The sequence below is a fragment of the Neobacillus sp. C211 genome (genome assembly GCF_051842875.1).
In the GTDB taxonomy this organism is placed as follows: Bacteria; Bacillota; Bacilli; order Bacillales; family Cytobacillaceae; genus Neobacillus.
In genome coordinates, this window is the sequence record NZ_JBPXRO010000002.1 from 1 (window position 1) to 23,130 (window position 23,130).

Genomic DNA, 23,130 nt, shown 5'->3' on the forward strand with positions numbered 1-23,130 from the left:
TTGAAAAAGGTTGTCTTTTTTGTCTTCTTTTAAGAATTTCCACTAAAATAAACACAACAAAGCCTTAATTAAAAAGCCTCGAAATTTACCAATCTCTTCTATTTAGAAAATCTAAACCACTTCTAAACCTTATGCCTTAAAAATAACCCCTCACCAGTAGTTTCCATCGACAAAAATTTATATTTTTCCCTAAAAATTACTTTTCTTTGTTACAATTAAAGATGGAATTCTAGACAAATTGACAAATTACTTACATCTAAAGGAAAGGGACAAATAGAATGAATCGATTTTTATTACCTCTTTTAATGTTTTTACCGACTTTTTTACTATTAATCTATTATTTAAGTAGAGGGGCCACCAAGCTTGGTGCAAATGAGTTTCTTGTACTAGCCGTTTTAATTGTTCTTGGCATGATTGCCAATTTCTCAATAAAAAGTAATAACACCATCTTTACATTTTTAAATAAACAGGATGAAGATCTTTCGAAAAATCCAGAAAATAATCAACTTGCTGTAACGATATGGCGAGCATTTAATGATAAAAAAGAAAGAACAAAGACACAGCTCAATATTCCATCGTTTATTGAGGTGTTTATGTCTGAATATCATATTGATAATAGAACAAGTATTGTCAAACGAATGAAACTGATTCATACGTTTGCATCGATTTCCATACTCGTCGGGGTCCTCGGTACCTTTACAGGCCTCGTAATCACGCTAGCTGCCCTTAACCCAAGTGATATTGATAAATCCATCTTAAAGGTGTTAGGGGGCGTCCATACTGCCTTTTTCACTAGTATCGGTGGAATTCTATTTTCGATCGCGATCAATCTTCATTCAAAGGTAAGAAACTCGGAACAATTACTATTGCAAGTTATGTTGAAAGTTGAAAACTTTATTCACCAAAAGGATCAAAAAACCTCTGACTATTATGTGGTCGAGGCTATTGGTGGAGTTAAAGAGGCCGTTCACAATATGGGAAATGCCTTCCTGGAGGTCGCCGGCTTTTCGAAGGAATTTAAAATAGCTACTGATAATTTACAAAAATTTAATAAAAACTTTCAGCAAAACACGATGGCAGTTAGTGGTTTATTTAAAGACATGATGGCCATTACTGAATTGTTTAATCAAAAGACCGCGTTAATTCATGATGATTTTGAGAGAATGTTTACTTATTTTAATAATCAGCACAATCTTAATAACGAAATTAAGATGACGTTTGAAAATACAGCCCATGACATTAAGTCGTTTGTCGCGAACCAAAACAATGTGATTGATGGTTTTATGAAAAACAATTATAACTTACACAATTCATATAAATCATTAGTGGATAGTTCACAACAGGAGATCCAACAAGCTTACAAAGAAATGGCCAACTTTTTCGAAGGTACGACGTCTCAAATTTCTCAAATTGTAACTCAAAATGAATCACAAGTAGATATGCATAAGCAATTGACTGAATCGATCTATAAACAAATTAAAAAAGAGCAAGCAGGTCTATTGAAGCAGCTGAAAGAGACGAATACAGAAAACGGAGAAGTGAAGGACTTGTTTAAGGATGCCGTGACCAGTATGGGAAATTATATGAGCATTCAAGAGTCATCTAATCAATCTTTAGAAACGAGCCTATACGCCCTGAGCAACAATATTAAAAATACAAATGATCTCATCGGAAAACTGGACCAAAGCTTTTCAAAAGGGGCTAAGGAGACACCTGAAGCTTTAAACTCTCTTGAGTCAACTTTGAATGATTTAATGAAGAGTCTAGAGACTTTTTCAGAAAAAATGAATGAAAAACAATATGCAGTTAATCTATCAAAATAGGAAAAGGGTCTGAGCAATGAAGGAAAAATATAAACGACTAATCAATGACGGTTCCGGAGAATCAGATTTCTGGCCCACGTTTACAGATTTGTTATCAACCATCCTTTTAGTTGTCTTAATTATCTTTGTCGCGATCATCATTAGTATTAATAAAGAAAGCAAAGCGATGCAGGCAAAAGCGATGGAAAGCCAGACGGAAATTAAGAAACAAGCAAAGCAAATTGCTGACAAAGAAAAGCAGATTGAGGCGTTATCCTACATTCAAAAGGATATTGTCAAAGATTTAGACAAGGAATTTAAAAAGCAGCATATGGAAATTTCAATCGATAAAGACACGGGTGCAATTAAGTTTAAGGATGACTTGTTATTTGAAAAGGGCAAGGATGTTATTAAGCCAGAATTTAAAAAACAGCTGGATAAGTTTATCCCCATTTATTTTAAGACACTTTACGGAAAGTATAACAACAGTATTGCTGAAGTCGTGGTCGAAGGGCATACCGATGATAAAGGCGACTATATGTATAACCTCGATCTATCCCAGCGCAGGGCTTTCAGTGTCGTGAAATACATTTTAAGTGATGAATTCGGAGATTTTCCATATAAGAATCAGGTAACAAAAAATATTACCGCCAACGGACGGTCTGAGAGCCAGTTGAAGATCGTCAAAGGCAAGGTGGACCGTGCACAGTCGAGGCGGGTTGAGTTCAAATTTAGGCTGAAAAATAGCTACGAGGGAAGCGAAACCCAAACTGGGAAGTAGGTTCCTTCGGTATTAGTATGACCAGGGAGCTGTGAAAATGGCTGACATTAACCAATTCAAGATCATTAAAGAACTATATACTGGTGAGCAATTAACCGTTTATCAAGTGGAAGATCCAAAGGACGGAGAATCAGGAATCCTTCGCTTGATCCATCAGTTGCCGCTTCGTGATGAGTGGAACCAGTTCTATCATGAGTACGAGGCGAAGATTACCAATTATAAGCACCTTCCTGCAGTGAAGGTGCTAGATGTATGGGACCGTAAGCCCTTTGTTGTGATGGAAGGAAACGAAGGAAACTTTTTAGAAAAAGAGCAGATGCTTACCGGGAAACAAATTGATCAGTTCGTCGATGCCGTCGTATATTTGCACAAACATGGAATTCTTCATGGTAAGATCAATCGATTTAATATCTGGATAAAAGAAAATGGAGAGATTATCTTATATGGCGCAGGTGAGAGAACCGTTTTTCAACCAGATAGAAAAATAACCATTCAGGATGACCTTAAACAAGTGCTATCCGTATTAAAAAATCATTCTTCCCTTGCTGAATCGCATTTTGAGGGGATAAGCTTTGATCACATCGAGGAACTGCAAGGGTGGATTCTAAGGAAATTAGCGATTCCCAAGCCCGGATTAGTGAATCTAGGTGAATCCTCAAAGACCGTTTTTGAATCAGCTATTCAGGAGAAAAACAAAAGGGAAGAGCCAGAGTTTGTAACTCCTGCTCCTTCGCCCCCTAAAGAAAAGCGGAAATCCGTCTCATTGTTTATAGGCGTTGCTGTTGCTGCTATACTTATAATCGTCATCTTTTCCATTAACTTTTTAAAGGGTGGAGCGGAAAAAACCTCGAATCAAGCGAGCGAAAGTAAGCAAGAAACAGCTGTGGAAAAGGACAATCCAAAGGTGAAGGCAGTGGAGAAAAAGGGTCAGGTTGATTTAAGTCAATTCTCGCAAGTAGTTTCTGGCTGGGATCCAATCAAACATGCTTCCATCAAAGTAGCAGGTCATGAATATACTTTAGTTGCCGCTGCCCAGAAACAAGACGATTCATCAGGCAAGGTGAAAGTTTTTATTTTATCCCAGGGCAAGAAGGTAGGGGAATCGCATGAGTATAATGGCAATTCTTCCGAAACAAAATCATATATAGATTCGTTACTAACAATTACAGCAGAAAATGGGCAAACCGGTCTGCTGGTTTTTGAACTTCCAGATGATAGTGGTTTAATTTCAGAAGTGATCGCACTAACAGTACAAGCAAATGGAAGTGCCAAACAGGTATGGAGTGACTATGGTACTGAGGTTAAGCAGAGCAAAGATGTTATCAGCGTGACAGGAACAGAATTGTCCAATCTTTCTTTGAAAAATAATAAGTTTACCTTAGAGAAAAAATGAAAAGTAACTCCAATGAGTCTATTGGCAACAAAAATTAGATAAAAACAGAAAAAAGTGTGTCCAATGAGGGCTATTGGCAACAAAAATTAGATAAAAACAGAAAAAAGTGTATCCAATGAGGGCTATTGGGGACAAAAATCATAAAAAAAAGTAAAAAGTGTCTCCAATGTCTAGTTCCCCAAAATCAACAATATAGGTTTCCACAAAAAAAGAGCATCCCACCATTGGAATGCTCTTTTTTGCACTATTCTTGGCTGTCACTTATTTGGTCGGTAAATGGGAATTCATTCGCAACTTCGTTTGCCCCTTGAAGCAGCGTAAGTTTTTTATTATCCAACCTTACGTCTGTAATTCCCACCGCCTTAAAAATAGGCTCAAGTGGTTCTGCTGTGCCTTTTAGACCAGTATTAGTCGAGAAGACCCAAAGATAGGACTCTCCTGACTGGCTTTTTGAAACGATTACCACTTCAGATGTATTATCTGCAGGATCAAAATCATATTCCGTCCCAACAAGCGAGAATCCACCTTTAAGCCTGCCCATTTTCAAAGGGGCTGGCTTCCGTTTCAGCTTTCAGATCCAACTGGAAATTACCCTCTTGTCGATCGGTCAGGGTTACCCCTTGGGCTTGTCCAACAATTTTTTCAAATTGCTTTCCATCAAGAGGTAGACTAAAGTTCTCACCGTCTACTTTTTCATCAGATAACTTTTTAAATTGGTCTAGAGATACTACATTCTCTGCTTTCTTGACATTCTTTTTCACAGCCGGTGTCGATGTAACCTTTTTTGTGGAATGTTTACTGGAATAATAGTCCACTCCAAACCAAGCTGCACCGCCTGCTCCGCCAAGTACGACTACAATAATTAACAGTTTTACCCCATACTTTTTAAAGAATTTGACAAGAGGACTTGCTGTTTCTGTTTCAACTTCCTTTAAAAAGTTCTTAAAGCTGCTCTTTCGGATTAATTTCAATTCTTTATTGTACTTTTTATTCCGCCAAATTGATTTTGGATCGGAAACTAAATAGCTTCGTAAAGCACTTCGATAGGGTAAGTCAATTCCAACTAAATTTGAATGATCCTTTATAAAAGCCATCATCGTTTTGTCATCGCCGTATTGGATCAAGTGTTTAAATAGCATCCCATAATCTACTTCACCATGTTCCGATCCAAAGGCAATATTTAGAACTGGAATGTGCTCAGTGGTAACCTTGACTCGTAAGAGCTGCTGCAAAATCTCCCGCACCAGTTCCCGGCCCGATCTTGATAACGATTTAAGCTGATTAGGACTAGCCTGAGATGGCATGCTGAGCACCTGGTATAGGGCATCAGTCATTAGATAATTATCTTTTGCCTTGCCATCCTTCATATCTCTCGGGTTTATCGGTTGGTTGAAAATTTTACCGAATGTCATGATATCCTGAGCCGTCAGCTCTTTTGGACGAATATGATCTAACATGACCCATACTGACCGCCCAAACATCTTTTGTTTAAAATCGAGAAAATCCTTGTCTGCCATATCCACTTTAAAGTCCTTGATGGCAAGAACAGCGGTGAAAGCATTACTCTCCTGTTTTAACGAGGCTTCAATTTTGGTAATCACAACCGATTTAAATTTTTCAATAGCTAAAAGGTATGGTGAGCCAAGCATTGATTTGAGCTCACACAGAATGTCTTCGACTCGAATGATCCGATTGAACCGTTCATCCAGATAAAGCTCAAGGAGCCTGTCATAGTTGGGATGCTCATTAATAAACATCAAAATCTCTTTATAAGAGCGATTGTCCTGTTCAACCAATTTCCAGAGCTTATGGAAAAGTTGAGCATTTTGATAATAGTTGAGTGTTTCTAGTATGAATGAGAGAGCCTCATCGCTTCGTACCACTTGATTGATGGACAATACAGCGTGAATGTAATCTAGAGCTGTTGCAGGATCGCCTGCATATTTTTCCATCGCTAGGATTTTTAAAAATAGCTCAATCAAAGGTTGTTTCTCGTCACTATTCACCTGTAGAAACTTCTGCAAACTATTTAAAAAGCCTAGTTTATTATCATTATATAAGGAGTCATCATGACTATTAAGTGTTTGATAAAGGGAGGTCAACTGATAGTAGCTAGCCACCTCTAGCTTCTGCTCCTCAGTTAAGCCTGATAACGCTGTTTCTGCGAACGCAAAGAAATCATCCATTCGCTTCGATTGGGAAAAATGGTCGAGTGCAAAGTCTAGATACTCATGCTTCTGACCAGAAATATCGAGGCCAGAAATCCTATCATTTGCAAAATCAAAAATGAATTGCTTTTCAATCGAACGATCATTCATGTTTAATGTACCTGGCTCATAAAACATCACATGGATATAGTTTTTACTCTCTGGCTCACTTGAAAAGGTCATTGCGCCTAATTTGCGGCGGTGTGCATAGGGCAAATAAAGATAAACTAACTCCAACAGTTGAAGTGCAGCCTTCGAATATTCCTGCAAAGGTATATTTAATGAGATAAACACCTTTTTCTTCCCAGCAATGGACGACATGACTGCAAATAATAGTTGTTTAAACTGTTCTTCGCGAATTCCTAAATTCCCCAAAAGAGTATCTTTTCCGGCAAGAACATCCATATCATCATATCCGGTTTCTTCCAGTGCCGGAAGAACATGGCCTTGCTCCGTTTTATAGGAAGTCTGAAAGTCATTTATTTGAAATAGCTTTTCAGGATGTTTAATCCATTCTTCCTTTCGATTAGGCGGGAGTACATAGTTATGCATGAAATAAGCGCTGCGCTGACCCGTAAAATCAGCAGGCACAAATACAGATTGACCAATGACCATGTCACCGGTTTCCGGCTGAAATAGTGTGACAGTTTCCGGGTAGAGGGAGCTGTCCTTTTCCCCACGTGTTGTTAAAGCCTTTGGCGATTGATAAATGCAAAAGGGATGTAAATATTTTTTCACAAATGACTTATCCAAGCCTTCGGAAATAGCAATGGTATCATATCCGTCCGTTGAGAGGAATATTCCGCCCCGTTCCCTGGTATACATTTGTTGTTGAATTAACTTTCCGGTCACTGCACATGTCTCCCTTCAATATAACCCAGCTTATACAGGAGCCAAATAAACGGTTCATCCACACGAATCGGACTAATAATCCCACTAACTTGTCGATCGACTGGATTGCTTCCGAGGGCAGACACGGCAAAATAGGAAGCCTCGTTAAAAAAAACATCAATGGAACCGACGAACGGAGTATCTACCTTTGATAGAAATCTTCTAATCTCTCCATTAATATTCTCGTATTCATCCAGGTTAAGGTATCCACTATGTGTGACATTGCGGAACACATTGCTATTAGAACGAATATATTCACCCTCGTCGGAACTTAGGGTATACAATAAATCACTTTTTGTCAGCACGACTGCAGTTGGAATATTCGTTTTGTTGTTTTCCTGTTGGGAAATGAAATCCTCAAATAATGCGACAACAACCTCGCGGGGTTCACGAGCAAGTCCAACTATCTCCCCCGGATTTTCACCCATTTGATGAAGCATTTTCTGACGGATTGCTCGAATTTGCATTGGGTCGACTAAGAATAAAATTCCCGCTGAATTTTTGATATGGGGAGCATGAAGTTGAAGATATTCTTGTTCAGTCATACCCTCACCAGCTACATCAAAAAATACGAGTGTCAGTGGTGCTTTGTCTTCATCTTTAAACACAAATTGGAAAATAAACGGTTCTTGGCGCTTTGTCACAGCGGTAGCATCAAGCAAATTTCCATTTTCAAATAAAGGAATTTCATAGTCATCCCTGAATCTTCTGCTAATCGCGTTATTAAGCGGAATACATGCCGCATTAAAATTATTAGCTGTTACATGCTGCAAGGTATGAATGAGAGACGTAATATAAACAGATTTCCCGACAGAAGTAGCACCGACAATGGAAAGAATATTACTTGGATATTTACCTGCTGTAACGGGGAGTTCGTTATGGCACCCTGGGCAAAGTCGCTTTCTCGTTACAACCGCATATTTATCAGAAACACCCATAAGCACACGGTCGGAGTATATCTTATTTTCATCTGGAATCGTCGAAGGATAAACAATTGCCTCCAGTTCATCAATAGGGGCAAGCCCAAATTTCGCCCGATAATCATTCAATTTATCATCTTCCTGAAGGTAAAATACCTCATCATCATCACGGTGGTGTGCGGCACGGAAGACGACATCTTCATGATGAAATTTTGAAAAGCAGTAGGGGCAGACAATATCATAAAAAGGCAGTCTGGTAGGTTCTGGCCGCTTTTTTTCAAACACTCGTTTTAGTAGTCCAAACATGTAGGGTCTCTCCTTATTGTGGAATCAGTTCAAAAATTTCAGCTGATTTCCTTCCATTACTAAAAAAGATTCTAATATATTCATCCTTGCCGATTTCCTTTTCGAGCAGCTCCGTTTTTCCAGGTGGGAAGTCACGAATAAATGGGAAGACGGTGCCATCTTCAATAGACATGGGAGGACTGCCCGTTTTTTTAACATAGACTAACAGATCTTTATCAAGCACGATTTCTGTCATGATGGACATGCGGACTCTTTTTTTCGGCTGAAGGAATTTATTTTTATAGGTAATTGAAAAATAAATCTTTGCCTTCGATCCCGTTATATAAATGAGATTGTTATCGTTTTCCTGACTAAAAACAGCCAGCTTTCCGTTACGTTTTTGGCAGGGGAAGATGCGATAGGCATAGCGGCCAATCGCATCCAGTCTTCCAACATATCCATGATTGGCTTTATATTCCTCGCGGGTATAGAGTTTCAAATCCTGCTCATTGATTTCGCTGATTGGTTTCACATTTTCTGAGGGCGTTTTATAAATATAGACAAAGTCGATATCTTTAGACCAGAACCAAGTTAAGTGAACCTCTGAATCTCTTATTGTTTTTCGTATATCCTTTATTTCATAATCAGGGGAAGCAAGGGTTTCCCAGTTCACCAGAAATCACCCACTATCTTTTCTAATTGGTACGGAGAGATCCAAGCCGCTCCTGAACGCTGTCCATCAAAATCCCTTTTTAAAATGATCCCTTTTTGATGAATTTCTTTTTAAGGAAAAATCGGAACCACTGGTGTTACGCGGCGCACTGCCCGAAAACTTTTCACGGATCGGAATAAGCAGCGTTCCAAGACCAGTTAACGCAGTTAAGAGAATATCGGCAGCGAGGCGGTAAGAAAATCCTGACTGCAGGCTATCTTGCAAACCAAGTTCAAGTACCAATCCTGCTAATAGTCCAGCAAACACCCCAGTAATAGCATAGCTTTTAGCTAAATAACGGTTGTCGAAAATTATTCCAAGCGCGAGACCAAACAATCCGCCGATTAACGTGATTAAGACTACTCGGAGAATGGCGAGATAGGTGCTGTCTTGAAACAATCCGTGTCTTTGGGTCACAAGCAAACGGTCCTGGTTTTCTAAGTAGATTTTTTCAAATACGTTCGTTAATTCATTGGCATTTTTAACATCATAAAAGGAACCGCCGGTACTTGATGCAATTAATCTAAGTAATTGGGCACCGCCTTTATCAATCTTGCTCATCCCAATCGTATTTATGACAATGTCCTTATTCTGGTATGGCTCTACCACTGCATTAAGGTCAAGTTCACTATAACCATCTGAGAACAGAATGACCATTGGTTTTCGTCCATTTTTTTGGTGGTCATCAATCTCTTGAATAGCTGTGTCTAAGGCGTTGCCAATATCGGTGCTTCCTGTAGCTTGTAAACGATTGATTTGCTCAATCGCATCGGTGCGTTCTTGTTTATCACTGACGTTAAACATCGATTTTGTAATAACAGCGTCTTCGTTAAATGATATAACGGAGGCACGGTGGGTCGGCTTCATATTGGATATGAGCTTTCCAGCAGCCTTCAAGCTTTCGTGTCCAGGGTCCGTTTCATTCATGCTGTCTGAAATATCCATGACCATCACGATATCATCGGGCGGTTTGATATTTGAGAAATTAAGAGAATATAAGAATTGAAATAAAAGGCCGGCAGCAAACAGCATGACGAGAGTGGCAGGTACAAGCATTTTCCAAGAAAGGCCTGAGTATTCCAAGCGCCAACTGCGTCCATTAATAATGGGACTAATTAACTCAGCACCTAAGCAGAAGAGACCTGCGATCAGGGCTAGCTGGCCAAAATAGGCGCCCATTAAAAGGATATTAGGCCAAACGCCATAATAGGACTCGATTAACCACTCACCAAGGATAGCTCCTAGAAGCCCGGCAATGATACTAAAAACAAAAAACAGGATACTAAATTTCCGAACAGGCATGTTCAAATCTCCTTACTAAAAGAGTTCGTTTTCAATGATTAAAAGTAATTCCTTGAAATTTGATTACCGTCTAGCTCCAACGCCCAACGGCTAGTGGACTTCGCCCTTCTCCCTACGATAAGTCAAGCACGAATGCGCTATCGCTCTCCGTGTTTCCTATATCTCAGTCGAAGTGCTCCAGTCCATACGCCGCTATGCGGGCGTTTCCGCTTTTGGATGGAATTCGTATCCTTTTTCTGTATAGGCCTTGTAGTATTTTTCCCCTCTTTGGTAGTACATTAAGTCACTCAGCTTAAAGCCGCCCATCAGGGTAAGCTTTTCGATTCCGCTGCTATTCTTCTCATGGGCACAGCCCACCTTAAAATGGCGTGTTTCTTGTTCTTTTTCTAAAGCGAACTTCATGAATTTGCTGTGAAAGTCACCGAAGAAGTATTTTTCTTCATAGCGATGTTCCTGTTTGTAGTTAAAAACTTCAATATGAATCGATGAATTTTCGCTTAAGCGCGTGTTTAATTGCTTAAACAAATCCTCTTTGGTTAGAACGTCTTGATTATCATAGTGCGTCATAACATTCGCCCGTTCTAACAGTTCATCTTCAAAGCTGCGCTGGAATTCCTCTTGGGTCAATACCTCACGATTACAGACAAACAGCAATCTTTCGATCAGTTCGGTCGCACCGTTTTCAAGGAATGTTAGCAGGTTTCCAAAAAAGCGCTCATCAGAAAAGAAATGAGGACCGCGTTTTTCCTTCAGCTTTTTCGTTATGCTGCTAAGCATTTGTCCATAATATTCCGCGATATTTTTATCTAAATACTCATCCGAATCATACAGACTCTCCGCAGCTGCTTGTTTCAATAAAGATTCCACCTGATCGACAATCTCTATTTTCGCGCGCAGATACTGGTGGTTTTCTTGTAATACTTTATGATATTGCTTTAAGATGGCTTGCTTTACCTCAAGTTTGACTATTTGATACTTTAAACCGTAAGCTTCTTCAAAAAAATACCGTAAAAAGCTAGTTAGGTTTTTCTTGTCTGAAAATGGGAGATAGCTTTTTTTAAAATCACAGCTATCCACGATTCGATGATAGAGCTGCTCGAGCCGTGCTTCAGTTTCTGCTCGTTCATTTTTGGCTTCACGAATCATTTTATGGATTTCATCCAGTATGCTAAAATTCGAGCCTGTGGCATCAGAGGTCCATAAATAGGCGCAATATAACCCGTACTTTTCATTATTAATTACGTTTTCATGGAGGCACCGCTCAATATGTGCTTTCAAGTTCATGGTTTGTAAATGCGCACTGACCGGCTCTTTAAAGTTAGTATGGAAAAAGCGTTCTGTACCACCTTCATACAGATGCTCTTCTGCCTCCTTGACAGACATTCTTTTTACCGTTTGATAGGAATTGGACACTCCCATCATGTCATTCATATCCACGAGCTTTTCGTCCGAAGGAATAATGTCATGATAATATTTCTGGAAAGAAGCCTCCGTCAACTCAAATAAGCCGAGTACATTTTCGCGTTTCTCGGAGCTGGCTGCTTTTAATGATGTCAGCAGTTCATGGAAGAAATGGCTGGCCGCATGAAGCGCAATCGCTTTATTGGGGCGGTTCACCTTGGAAAAGCCAGCTGAGGCGAATACTGGTTCCTCAGAGTTTCCTCTGAAACTACGTTTAAAGTCCTGATGATTATAGCTGTCCATCTTTTCATGATAATCGGTAATCATTTTTCGGTTTTTTAAGAGATTTAGATTGCTAATAATTTCGTAGTTTTGCTTCCCGGCATCACTTGAAATTAAGCCATCTTCATTTTTATCGCTTAACAAATACACCATGTCAAAGAGCGGGGAAGGGGGGTGAACGACTGGCAGCCGCAGATCTTCTTCCAACTGAAGTTCTTTTTCAAAGGTGTATTTATCGTGTTGAAACTGATTTAACTCATTAAAAAAACTAATCCCTAGTGAAGTAGAGAGGGCAAAATTTTCGCCATCCTGCTTTTCCTTTATTAATCCATACAAATCTACTTCCACTTGACGAAAAGACTCTTGTAAAATACTTTTTAACAGCAAAGTAAATTCTTGAATCAGGATATTTGCAGGGTCATCGACGGCCGTCACCACACATAGGTTTAGTTTAACTAGTGAGGAATAGACCTTACCGTACTCAGCAATTTTTGACGAAAGTTTACGGAAGGTTTTATTTAGTTCAATCAGCAAATTCTCATCCTGATAAAAGGTCTCGTAAATGCTTCTACGAATGGTTTTGGGATCAAACTGATTGCCTGGAAGTTGAATGGATAACACGTTATCGTGGCTGATGGTATTGGTTTGATAGGCATGGAAATATAACACACCCGTGCTGTTATGCCATTTTTCTTCATTAATGGTCATGATGGATGTCATGGCTTCCTTGACAGAGTCGCCTAGAAATAAAAAGACAATGGGATGGTTTACACTGCGCTGTTCATTTTCCTCCAATGTCATTTTTTCCAGCTGGTTTGAAAAGGTGTTTGCGTATTTTTGTAAGAGTTCTTTCAAAGCTGTTTCCCCCCGTTGAAAACATTCCCCTATTTATAAAATAATGGGTGTGATTAGAGGCGGCCACATGCAAAAGCTGCAAGTGGCCTAAATAAAATTATCTGTAATTGTTTGTTATGATTTCAATTGACGGAGCATGTCATTAACCTTGAGCATCATTTCTTTATAGAAACGGTATATTTCTTCGCCATTGACTAAATCCTGGTAATCGTAATCAAGGGCTTCTTTTTCCCTTGAATAGGTTGCAGCCATTTCCTCTAAAGCAGTAACAAGTTCGGTCGTGTTTTCTTGGTTGATCATGTCATTGCTGCGACGATCTGATTTCTTTTGCAGTTGATCCATTTTCTTTTGGCTCAATGCTTTGAAGGCATGATAAAGTTCATAATCAACAAACTTCGTTGTCTTCATTAAATTCACAAATGGTTCCCATGCATCTTCTTCAATCTCTTTATCGTACACGTATAAGGCGCCGCGTTTCCGAATTGTTTTTGTATAAACGGCTTGAATGAATTGAGTTAAAGAAACCTCTTTTTCTTCTTGTGAGGCAATATATTGCTCAATCTCAGAGATTTTCTCTTTGATTAAGTGATACTTTCTAACTTCTAGTTTTACTTTTTCAATTAGTTTAGGTGTACGGATGAGATTTTCTTTTGCCAATTCCAAGGTGGTGCTGTCAAAGATATCACTCACACCGTCGGACTCCATGGCGCCGTTAAACATGTCTTTAAGCTGGCGAAGGATTTGCTTCAGGCTGCCAAGGGTTGCTTTGTTTAACTGTTTCGGATCTATTTCGTACTGAGCAAATAAGTCCGAAATGTTCATTTCTTTTGTAAAATGGCATTCGTAGCGAGCACTAGTGCTGTGATCGGAATTCTTCACCGTAATGACTTTAAATTCCATCGCTTGTTCAAACATGGAACGGATACTGGCATTGTATTGCTGAACGCGCTTGTTGCGGTACGTATCTCCCCATGATTCTTCAGGAATCGGTGAAGGGAGGTAGGCCCAGTTTTCTTTATCTGTTTGAACAAGGTGGCGGCCAACGCCTTCTCTTTCTAAAATCGTTTTTTCATAGGACTCCTCATAAATGGAGAGTGGGGAGTACGAGAACAATGGAATACCATTTTTTGTGTTTAACCAGAAGATCCGATTCTTCAGTTCACTCTCTTTAATGGTGAAATGAGATTCACTAATCGAATGCTTTTGGTATTCCTTCACTCCTTTTAAAATATTAGGAGCCTTTACTGGAACGGATACAAATCCCCATTCTGGGAAATGAAGTGCACCACGACCGTTATCTAAATGGAACACTGGTGTTGCATCACCATCAAGTCGTGCAGCAATTTTGTCTTGGATGATTCGATCAATTGGCATATCTTCGCCATGTTTAAGCCTTAAAAAGTCTTCCATTGATTTCGTAATCAACTCGCCAAACTGGTCGCTTAGGAATTCTGAAACGGTACCAACGATATCGATATCTGATTCATTGACCCAATAGGATGACTTTTCGAGAAGCATTTCTGACCATTGCTGGACAAGTTGTTCTCCATCCTTTGAATCGAACATGCTCTCAATTTCACGGGCCACATCCGGTACACTGACTAAATGCCAGTAATAGGTGACATTATCTTGTTGTTTGACTTCCTCACCATTCACAAGAATATTGGCGTTCTGTTCAAATATCCCTCTAAGTGCATCGAGGATTTCTTTATAGACCACATAAATCTTGTTGTTTTGGCTATTGATTAGCTGATATAGATCTTCATAGAATTCAATCATTTCTTCCATTCGTTCTTTTTCGGCGCGAAGATCATACTCATTCAACTTGGACTCGATATAGGCATTCTTTTTCTTTTCCTTAGATATAAATGCACTTCTGGCATCTTCAAGTTTATTGTAGGTATACTCCTCAGCCGATTGAATGGCTTTAGGCATACGTTCTAGACGTTCGCGTAAGCTTTCTACATAGGTTTGCAGGGTCGTTAATAAGCAAAACCCGTCCTTCTGGTAGATTAAACGTGATGCGTAGATAGGGCCTTTTTTGGAATTTAAAAACATTTTCTCAATTTGTCGGCGGAATTCTTCCATGATTTCGCCTGGATGCTGCTTTCTGCATTTACGATACTGATCTTTTGCTTTTAAAAGAAACTCTCTGTCTAATTCATCATTGATGTTGGTTACCGATGTTTTGATGACATTGTTGTAGGAGAAACGGTCACTATTCTCATAGCCTGAAAGCGGTTCTGGTACACGTTCATTAAAGCGTTGGTGGACGGAATCAGGGTCAATCCGCAGTTTTTCAGCAAATTGCTCCACATCTGATTGCTCAGGACCTGCTTCAAACATATTATCCATTTTTTCAAACAGCTTGTAGGCGATGTAGGTTGTCATTTCTTCCAGTGGAATTTCTGCCATGGAAGCGCCGATAATGTTGTATTGATAGTTAGCTGGATACGGCTTATGCATGCCGGCAATATTGGATCTGATATTGCTGATATAGTCATGGATGGCAAATTCCTCGCCGGATCCTTTATCTTCACTAGCCATAAAGTTTGTAATATTTTCTGCTGTTACATTCATGCAGTAATCGTAGGCATTCTCAAGCCATTTACCCTCAGTATTCGTACCTGATATTAAATGGCAGAGATTAAACGGCGGTACTTGTGAGTTTACGGTTAATAAATTGCCGTACTTCTGAATAAAACGTTCATTTCTTTCATCACAGTTCATCCAGTAATCGAGTTCTTTTAAGGCAGCATAGCCGTTTTTCTGGATGTATTCAGCCGTATGGTGGTTGATTCCTTTTTTAGACAAATTTACGTCAGGAGTGAAAAGGTAGCCAAGGATACTTAAACGGTCAACACCTTTTGCCCCAAACTTTTTATCCATGATTCCTCTTATAATGTAGGCAATATCTAGGTAACAGCCACTGCCAGTCCCACCAGAAAGTCCGGTAAGCAGGAAGACGTATAATCGTTTTCCAGACCCTTCAAGTACGGCATCCATTTTGTTTTGGATGATCGTTACAACCTGATTGATTTTTGTAAACATGAGCAGTCTGCCCGCTTGGCGTACGCCTGAAGCCCCGCTGATTCCATCCGTTATTGACAATTCGGGTGATAACCAGTCTTTAATATAAGGTTCAATCGTGCTGCGATTTGAAAGAACGCTGCCGATTTCTGGGTTGGAAAGCAGGACGAATTCTTTATGGGGGTCAAGGCCAATCCCATTATATTTTTTATTACGATCATGCTCATTCGTTTCAAATGCTAAAAACTCAATGTTACTTGGTTTATCTTTCTTTTTTTTCGATAAGGGATCTTCTGGAAGTTTAAAACGGCGATTTACTTGGTATTTGAGTCTTAATAGGGCATCAATTCCTGTACCGCCAAGTCCAATGACAAGCATCGGATTGTCAATCGTATCAACGCGGATTTTCTCTGATATAATCCCGCCGCCATGGGCGACTTCCAACTGTGATATATGCTCTTTAACACTTGCTTTCATGCAACTATTCCTCCCTAGCTGTGAACTACTAATAAATAGACGAAAAATAAATTGATTAGGATTCCTTTTTCGGTGCCTGACACCGAAAACCGCTTAGCTTATATATTCAATATAAATAGACTTATTTACCTTCTTTAACACAATGCGCAGACGGTCATTTCGTTTGATCTGCTGACCTTTCTTGGCATCGATTGCCCGGCCGCTTTTTTCAATCGAACAGTCCGAGTTGTTGATTAGCAGGAGAGAATCCCCGGCATGCGGCTTGAAGATAATTTGATTGGTTTCAGCGAATTCAGGATGCAGTCCCAGCAGCTGATGCAGCTGAAACTTCCCTTTAAAACCTTTTAATGGCTTGTATTGCGGATTTGAGCGTTCACCAGTATCCTCGTCTTTTACTTCCACAACGATTTGACCACTAAAACCTTGCTTTTTCCTTAACTTGTTGTAAGCAAATACGGCAAGAAGAATGAGCACAATCACTCCAGCAGCCGCATAAAGCCATGAAAACGGCGTCTCTTCTTTTGGTTGAGTGGTTTTAGCTGCTACAGATGTCTTGGCTGTGTTTTGGACCGTTATTTTTTGCGGCTGCGTTTCACGGAAAAAGCTATTATCTTCCGCTTTTACCACTACTTCATAACTGCTTGAGTTTCCTAACTTAAATTGACCTGAAAAGCCTTGGTCATCCGCTGTTAAGCTTACTTCCTCGGTTTTCCCTTGATCGAGATCTTTCACATATAGAGTCGATTTCATTGATTGATAAATGCTTTTATCAGCGATAGGTGTACTATTATCTTCAAAAAAGGAGTGGACCTTAACTGTTTCGCCCGGCTTGTAACTTTGCTTAGCAAGCTTATCTAGCTTCAACTGTAAATCATAATTGAAAACAAGGTTGATATCGATTTTGTCCTTTGCTACCCCTTTAACCTTCAGTGTCCAATCTCCCTGAACTGGTTTCAACAGTTTGACCATAGAGTAGGTCTTCGATTTTGAAAGTAGGACTTGGTCTGAAGGGATGGCGAGCTCTTTACCGGAAGGATCAACGAGCTTAACCTCGACCGGATGGTTTGACATTAATGAGATGTTGGCTTCTAATACATTTTCATTGGGAACATTTATTTTGATATCTTGAAAATCACCATTACCTACTATTTGATTAATCGGAACGATTTTTAATTTTAAATGGTTGGCGAAAATTTCACTAAGTATGCCGGGCAATTTATCGGCAGAACTTGCTTCGAAGAATTCCCCATTCGTGCTCTTGGCTATATTTGTGAGAACCTGTTTATTTAGCTTACCATTAGCGTTTAAGCCAATCGTATAGATTGGGTATCCTTTCGCTTTAGCGGCGGCGACTGCTTGGTTTAGGTCTTTTTCCGCTTGCTTTTCGGTTTTGGAGTTCTTTGGGTCTAGTTCGTTATTCCCATCGGCAAGCAGCACGATCAGTGGGTAATAACCTTGCTCGTGACTACTATCTAATACGTTGACGGCTTCCTTAACCCCAGTTGATAAATCGGTGTACATATATTTTTGAACAGAGTCGATGAACGACTTTAGGTCCTTCTTATCCTGTTCTGACTTGATTTTGACAAGCGCTTTTTCACGCATGACTTCGTCAGCGTAAGCGATGGCACCAATTTTATCGCCATTAAAGGAGGCCATATCAATGAACATCTTCATCGCTTCGTTACTGATATTCTTTGGGTCACTGCTCTTCATGGAATTACTCACATCAACGACAAGCATTCCCTCCATTCGAGAAGTGGAATTTAACGGACTTGCAGCGTGTACATTATATAAGGAAATATTCCAGAATAGACACGCAACTATGATTAAACTACTGATACATTTTCTTAACATCTGTGTGCAACCCCCACTGCATTTTTCCTATTTCGGGTAATAATTACAATTCTTGCATTGTACAACTATTCTACCACTTTCCTATTATATACCGAAACAATTATTCCCTAGATATATTATAATTCTACTATTATAATATAAGTTAATGTATTTATTGGAAAATATCTGGGTTTGATTGTGGATAATTAGTTTTCATAAAATGATCTCAAAAGGAGAAGTAAAATGTACGGTGTGGTATTCACTAGTCTTCTAGTTTTAATCCTTTGTTGGAAAACCTATAAATTAATGAAAAATAAGCGAAATAGCGGTGATTTTGAAGGTATTGATGATGAATTAGTCATCATGCTAAATGAAGGTGATTCGATTGGCTAAACAGGCCGTCCAGCTCTCCAAGAAAAAAAGAACAAAATATCGATTTCAAAAGCTAAAGATGTGTAAAAAATGCAACCGTTATTCCATTTTAGGGGATGAAAAATGCCAGAATTGCGGTTCGGATTTTATCGGAATTGAAACACTCGTGAAGTCGATTTTTAAAAACCGTTTATTTACTGAAGCGATATGGATCCTAATGTTTGTTTGTGTAGGTATTTTGGCTGCTCCAACGGTAAAGATGTTATATTACTCGTTTATTGCCGGGGTAGTGTTTGTCATTGGATATGTCATTCTTACCTCCATCTTCATGAAAAGTGAGTATTTCATGCAACTGAAAAAACTACTTCGAATCGACCTTAGAAAAATTGCCGCAGGTATTCAATATGACAGTGAACTAGCCAAAGAGGATGTTCATGCTGAGAGACTAGCCCCGGCATATGAAAAGCTCCGCGATATTGGCGATTTTATTGCGAGTGATCAGGTGAAAATCCGCCGTATCATGGTCTTAAATGAAATCGTTCTAAGAAGTGATATGGAGCTTGAACTAGAACCCCTTATCCCTTCATCCTATGATTCGAATTTTGTAAAATATGCACTTGAGGTGTTAAAAATTAATCGGACGCTTTTTACGAAAAAGTGTATTGCCTACTTTATTAAGTATCGAGAGGCGATTGTCAGCGATTTTGGAATGGAATCACTCATTTCTGTGGCCGGCTCAGCGTTACGAATGAAACTGTACATCCTAGAATTTTCAGAGTTCATCGAGGAATGCCTTGAATATTTCCCAAGGGACCGGTTCTTACGACTGTGCAGTATCATCTATTCCAACCCGGAAGTTGATTGGGGCAGTCTAGAGGAAAAAACCAAGCGTTTAGTTATGGTGAAGTATCATTACGATCCTGATTTCAAGCAGTTCGTATCGTAGAAAGGATCTTACTCAATATGTTTAAATTTACCGTTTATAGAAAAGTGAATATGTCTAGGAATTTTTTCTTGTTGATGCTGGTTATCTTGCTTGGGCTTGTTAGCGCAAAAATCGTCTTGGCACATGAAAAAATTGACACCTACAATGAAGCAGTAAAATTATTTAAGTCCGGTGAATTAGTCGCTGCAGAGGAAAAGTTCCATGCCGCAAAGCTAAATGTTTCTGTCACTGACCATAACAATGACATCAATTTCATGCTATCCATTCTGTCACCGATTCGTGAAGTCATGGAAGATCTAGATGAAAAAGCTGCTGATTATAATGAAGGAAATGACCTCGACAACCTCATTAAAATATACGATCGTTGGAAGGCAAGCGAGAAAAAGTGGGTGTCAGGCACCAATGTTCAAAAGGATATGTACGGGGAAATGGTGGCGTTGACGAAGCTAGATACGGATATGAAGGGTTATTTTTCCACGATTAAAAAGGAAAATCTGGATAAATTAATGAATGAAACGGCTAATGACATTTCTGAAGAGGAGGAGATATTTACCGTCCTCAATAAGATTCCTGCAGAATATTACGGCAGTCGTCCGTCAGCTAAGACAGAGGAGATCCAATCTTCATTCAAAAACTATTATGCGGCAAAGATAAATAAAATGGTTGAAACTGGCACTGTCTCATCGATTATTGACGAGGGGAACAGGCAGTTTAGTGCACTAAGAATATTGTCGTTGGATGCTAGCTGGCTTGAGCAAACCCTTGATTCGAACCTGTTAAGGATTGTAAAGGCTGCGATCGATAAAAAGGATTATGGCGCATTTGCCGAAGCCGCAAATTCAATCAAAAGGTTAGAAGCGAATATGAATGGTGCCGATGTATTTGCTTATATTGAAAAAACAACCTCAGATCTATTCGTTAAAGCGGAGAATCTCATAGAGGCTAATAAATACGAGGATGCAATTAGCATTTATGAAGCATTAAAACCACTAAAGGACACGACTGAATCAATTGCGAGTGCCAATCTTGCTTGGGATAAATATGAACCCATTCGCGTTTTAAAACGTCTGTATCCAGGAAAAGAGTTTTCGAACGTTGTAAATGCAAAAAACAAATGGGGCGCAGACAGCGTCGTTGCAGCAATCTCCACGGACGGCGGCATATATTTTGGCAAGCTTACGGGAGAGGAAGCAATGGTTGTAACCGAGGGGTCGATCGAAGGGGCAGCGTCCATTAATAAGTTGGCTTTTAATAGTAACTTCAGCACTTCTGACAATCCAGTCCTTTATATTGAGGCGAAGTCATCCGAACGGAAGCATCATTATATAGCCTATGAAGTTAGCGGCGGTTCGATGGTAAAGATCCTCGATGTGGAAGCGGATAAGCTAACTTTCGAATCAGAGCAAGTGTTGGTTGTAGATAATCCTGTTGGACAGGGTGAAGGGGAGCTTGTTTACTTCGAACCCGATAGTAGCGGGGAATATCAGTTTTCTAGAATAAAGGTAGACTATGTTGATATACAAGTCACTGATATATCCAACTATTATGGGGAGAAGGTTCGCTTCACTGCTTTCGCAGATACAGTTCAAAATGGCGGGGCCTTGGTAACCTTATCGGAAACCTATAACAATAGCACGGGACTATGGGAGAAAAAGTATTTGTTATTAAAGGGAGATTCCGATTTCACAATCTATGAGAATTATACCGTTATTGGTACTTTCAATAGTTATGAGAATATTACCGACGAAAACGGCGAATCAGTTCGCGTACCCGTTTTTCAAGTAGAAAAAGTTGAATAAATGAAAGAGGACCAAACAAGGGCTATTGCTGATGTTTGGTCTTTTTTTGATTGGCTCTGTTAAACTTGCCTGTTGATTTCCGCTCCAATCAACAGGGTGCTAAAATTAACAATAAGCTTTAACATAGCCTTTTAGAAAAAATAAGCCAGTCCCTAATGAGACCGGCTTTTGATTATTTGATTATTTTTTACTCGAGATGGTAATGAATTTATTGAAGATGCCAATCGATGTGACTTTTCCCAGGCCTACTTCGGAAAAATCGGTTTTGTAGATCGAGAAAATAAAATAATCCTTTTGCGTTGTTCCCGCATCATAAATGGATTTCCCAGCAACAGATAATAATCCCTTTTCTATCAGACTCGAAGATTTATCCATTGTTTTGTGATTGGCCCAGTCGATATAGGCAGAGCGCTCAGGATTTGTGGCTGATAGAATAAAAATCAAAACGATTAAAACAATGATCGAAAAAAGACGTCTCATAGTAACATTCTCCTATCTCGTAAATTATTAATTGTAAATTTTTATATAAATAAGTATAAATTGGAAGGATCCCTTTGTAAATTTTAAAAAGAAAAGCTTGATCGGTTTTCGAGACTCTATCAAACTTTTTATTTTGATTAAATATATGTTTCGAACGTTTGGAATAGAAGACTATCGGTAAATTTTTTATGGTAATAAAAAGCAATCATTATTTTCGTGATATTTACCTACCAATATGCTAAATTATTACTAATATATTTTTTGAAAAAGAGGGGATCATTTCGTGACGAGAAAATGGAAGTGGACGATTGCTTGTTTCTTTTTCCTGCTTTTATTTAATGCGTTCGGGATCATTGCAGTAAAGATATTGGGCAGGTAAGGGGAAACGGGATTTCTCCGCCAAATTTTTCAGGTAGGGAATGATGAGAATGATAACGAATTTAACAAAACCGATTTCAAAAAAGCTGCTATTTGCAATGATCATTGTAACCATCGGGGCAGAGGTTCTTCTTTATCTTACTCGTTACAGTTCTATGGCCAGCACCTTATATGATGCCGTCATGGTGTCCTCCTTTTTTATCGGTTGGAAGCTTTACCGGAGGCTTGGGAATCAGCAGGGTCATCAGAAAAGCCCGCGCCAGATCATGCTGCAATTCACTGGTGCTTTTCTCATCTTCTTCCTTGGAAGTACGATTGTTAATGTGTACTCTAGTATCACATTTGAGGATTTTAATGAGGATTATGATCAATATGTTCAAGACTATACGGAGTCCCAAGCCTTTGATGTGGAAGATGGAGTGGATTCTGGCCTTCCAGACGATCCAGTCTGGTCCATTTTTGAAAAGGTAGATACAATTGGATATGATCTATATAACGACACATTGGCTGGCCTGGAAGAGGTTTGGCGTCTAGCTTATATCATTCTACTGCTTGTGGTATGTAAAAAGTTGTTTCCGAGGCGTTGGGAAAGTGGCTCAAGAGATGTTTTTCTAATGGCTGCGCTGTTTATCACCTCTATTCTTTTCGGCATAGACCATACGCTCGATACAGAGGAGCCATGGGCGATCCGAACTGGGGCGATTGTAACCTTCGCAAATATGGGATTGATGTTTGGAATTATCCTATTATGGACCCGGAACCTTTGGCTAACAGTTATTGTCCATGCTATATACGATATCACAGCAACTCTTTCATGGTACTATATCGATTATGCGGTCGAATATTTCACCCTTGGTGTTTTAATTATTCACTTGAGTCTCTTTATTTTAGAAAAAATACACCAAAAACGATTAATGAGCCAGTTGGTGACGGTTCAGGAAGGTCAAATGGCAGAATTGACTCAAAGTGTAGAATAAAAGG

At 39.3% G+C, this 23,130-nt stretch carries 16 protein-coding genes; 7 read left to right on the plus strand and 9 right to left on the minus strand.

What is annotated here, in order from left to right; all coding sequences use genetic code 11:
* Positions 1-278 precede the first annotated feature (278 nt).
* Genes ACSU6B_RS01830 through ACSU6B_RS01840 form a run of 3 tightly spaced genes read left to right on the plus strand, consistent with a single transcriptional unit; the run spans position 279 to position 3,976 of the window.
* Positions 279-1,823: a MotA/TolQ/ExbB proton channel family protein gene (locus ACSU6B_RS01830; RefSeq protein ID WP_410882265.1), complete on the plus strand. Its 1,545-nt coding sequence runs from the start codon at positions 279-281 to the stop codon at positions 1,821-1,823.
* A gap of 16 nt (positions 1,824-1,839) precedes the next feature.
* A complete protein-coding gene (locus ACSU6B_RS01835; protein WP_410882267.1) occupies positions 1,840-2,583 on the plus strand; it encodes an OmpA family protein in 744 nt (247 codons plus the stop codon).
* A 37-nt stretch (positions 2,584-2,620) separates the two neighbouring features.
* Entirely contained in the window at positions 2,621-3,976 is a 1,356-nt protein-coding gene (locus tag ACSU6B_RS01840; RefSeq protein ID WP_410882269.1) for a hypothetical protein, read from the plus strand.
* 244 nt (positions 3,977-4,220) lie between these two features.
* Here ACSU6B_RS01840 and ACSU6B_RS01845 read toward each other — a convergent pair whose 3' ends face one another.
* The 8 genes from ACSU6B_RS01845 to ACSU6B_RS01880 form a co-directional block, all read right to left on the minus strand.
* On the minus strand, positions 4,221-4,523 hold the full coding sequence (locus ACSU6B_RS01845) for a hypothetical protein (protein ID WP_410882271.1): 303 nt from the start codon (positions 4,521-4,523) through the stop codon (positions 4,221-4,223).
* The gene (locus tag ACSU6B_RS01850) at positions 4,504-7,035 is read right to left on the minus strand and encodes a GAP1-N2 domain-containing protein (protein ID WP_410882273.1); all 2,532 of its coding nucleotides are present in this window, start codon (positions 7,033-7,035) and stop codon (positions 4,504-4,506) included. Before ACSU6B_RS01850 ends, ACSU6B_RS01845 begins: the two co-directional genes overlap by 20 nt.
* The gene (locus ACSU6B_RS01855; protein ID WP_410882275.1) at positions 7,032-8,300 is read right to left on the minus strand and encodes a TRAFAC clade GTPase domain-containing protein; all 1,269 of its coding nucleotides are present in this window, start codon (positions 8,298-8,300) and stop codon (positions 7,032-7,034) included. The genes ACSU6B_RS01850 and ACSU6B_RS01855 overlap by 4 nt, the downstream gene beginning before the upstream one ends.
* A 13-nt stretch (positions 8,301-8,313) precedes the next feature.
* The gene (locus ACSU6B_RS01860) at positions 8,314-8,952 is read right to left on the minus strand and encodes a beta-mannanase (RefSeq protein ID WP_214999024.1); all 639 of its coding nucleotides are present in this window, start codon (positions 8,950-8,952) and stop codon (positions 8,314-8,316) included.
* Positions 8,953-9,018: 66 nt separating this feature from the next.
* The gene (locus ACSU6B_RS01865) at positions 9,019-10,293 is read right to left on the minus strand and encodes a vWA domain-containing protein (RefSeq protein WP_410882277.1); all 1,275 of its coding nucleotides are present in this window, start codon (positions 10,291-10,293) and stop codon (positions 9,019-9,021) included.
* 192 nt (positions 10,294-10,485) lie between these two features.
* On the minus strand, positions 10,486-12,831 hold the full coding sequence (locus tag ACSU6B_RS01870) for a hypothetical protein (RefSeq protein ID WP_410882279.1): 2,346 nt from the start codon (positions 12,829-12,831) through the stop codon (positions 10,486-10,488).
* Positions 12,832-12,945: 114 nt separating this feature from the next.
* Positions 12,946-16,338 (minus strand): tubulin-like doman-containing protein, encoded by a 3,393-nt coding sequence (locus ACSU6B_RS01875; protein WP_410882281.1) that lies wholly within the window; start codon positions 16,336-16,338, stop codon positions 12,946-12,948.
* 93 nt (positions 16,339-16,431) lie between these two features.
* The gene (locus ACSU6B_RS01880; protein ID WP_410882283.1) at positions 16,432-18,195 is read right to left on the minus strand and encodes a VWA domain-containing protein; all 1,764 of its coding nucleotides are present in this window, start codon (positions 18,193-18,195) and stop codon (positions 16,432-16,434) included.
* A 222-nt stretch (positions 18,196-18,417) separates the two neighbouring features.
* On the opposite strand from ACSU6B_RS01880, the gene ACSU6B_RS01885 reads away from it, so the two are divergent.
* From ACSU6B_RS01885 to ACSU6B_RS01895, 3 genes are read left to right on the plus strand one after another with little or no spacing between them, the layout of a single operon-like run.
* Positions 18,418-18,567: a hypothetical protein gene (locus ACSU6B_RS01885; protein WP_168245755.1), complete on the plus strand. Its 150-nt coding sequence runs from the start codon at positions 18,418-18,420 to the stop codon at positions 18,565-18,567.
* The gene (locus ACSU6B_RS01890) at positions 18,560-19,492 is read left to right on the plus strand and encodes a hypothetical protein (RefSeq protein ID WP_410882285.1); all 933 of its coding nucleotides are present in this window, start codon (positions 18,560-18,562) and stop codon (positions 19,490-19,492) included. The genes ACSU6B_RS01885 and ACSU6B_RS01890 overlap by 8 nt, the downstream gene beginning before the upstream one ends.
* Positions 19,493-19,509: 17 nt before the next feature.
* Positions 19,510-21,291: a hypothetical protein gene (locus tag ACSU6B_RS01895; protein WP_410882287.1), complete on the plus strand. Its 1,782-nt coding sequence runs from the start codon at positions 19,510-19,512 to the stop codon at positions 21,289-21,291.
* Between the two features lie 180 nt (positions 21,292-21,471).
* Here ACSU6B_RS01895 and ACSU6B_RS01900 read toward each other — a convergent pair whose 3' ends face one another.
* Positions 21,472-21,771, minus strand: coding sequence for a DUF4359 domain-containing protein (locus tag ACSU6B_RS01900; protein WP_214999006.1), 300 nt, complete (start codon positions 21,769-21,771; stop codon positions 21,472-21,474).
* Between the two features lie 428 nt (positions 21,772-22,199).
* Here ACSU6B_RS01900 and ACSU6B_RS01905 point away from each other — a divergent pair, with 428 nt between their 5' ends.
* Entirely contained in the window at positions 22,200-23,126 is a 927-nt protein-coding gene (locus tag ACSU6B_RS01905; protein ID WP_410882289.1) for a CPBP family intramembrane glutamic endopeptidase, read from the plus strand.
* The last annotated feature ends 4 nt before the right edge of the window (positions 23,127-23,130 follow it).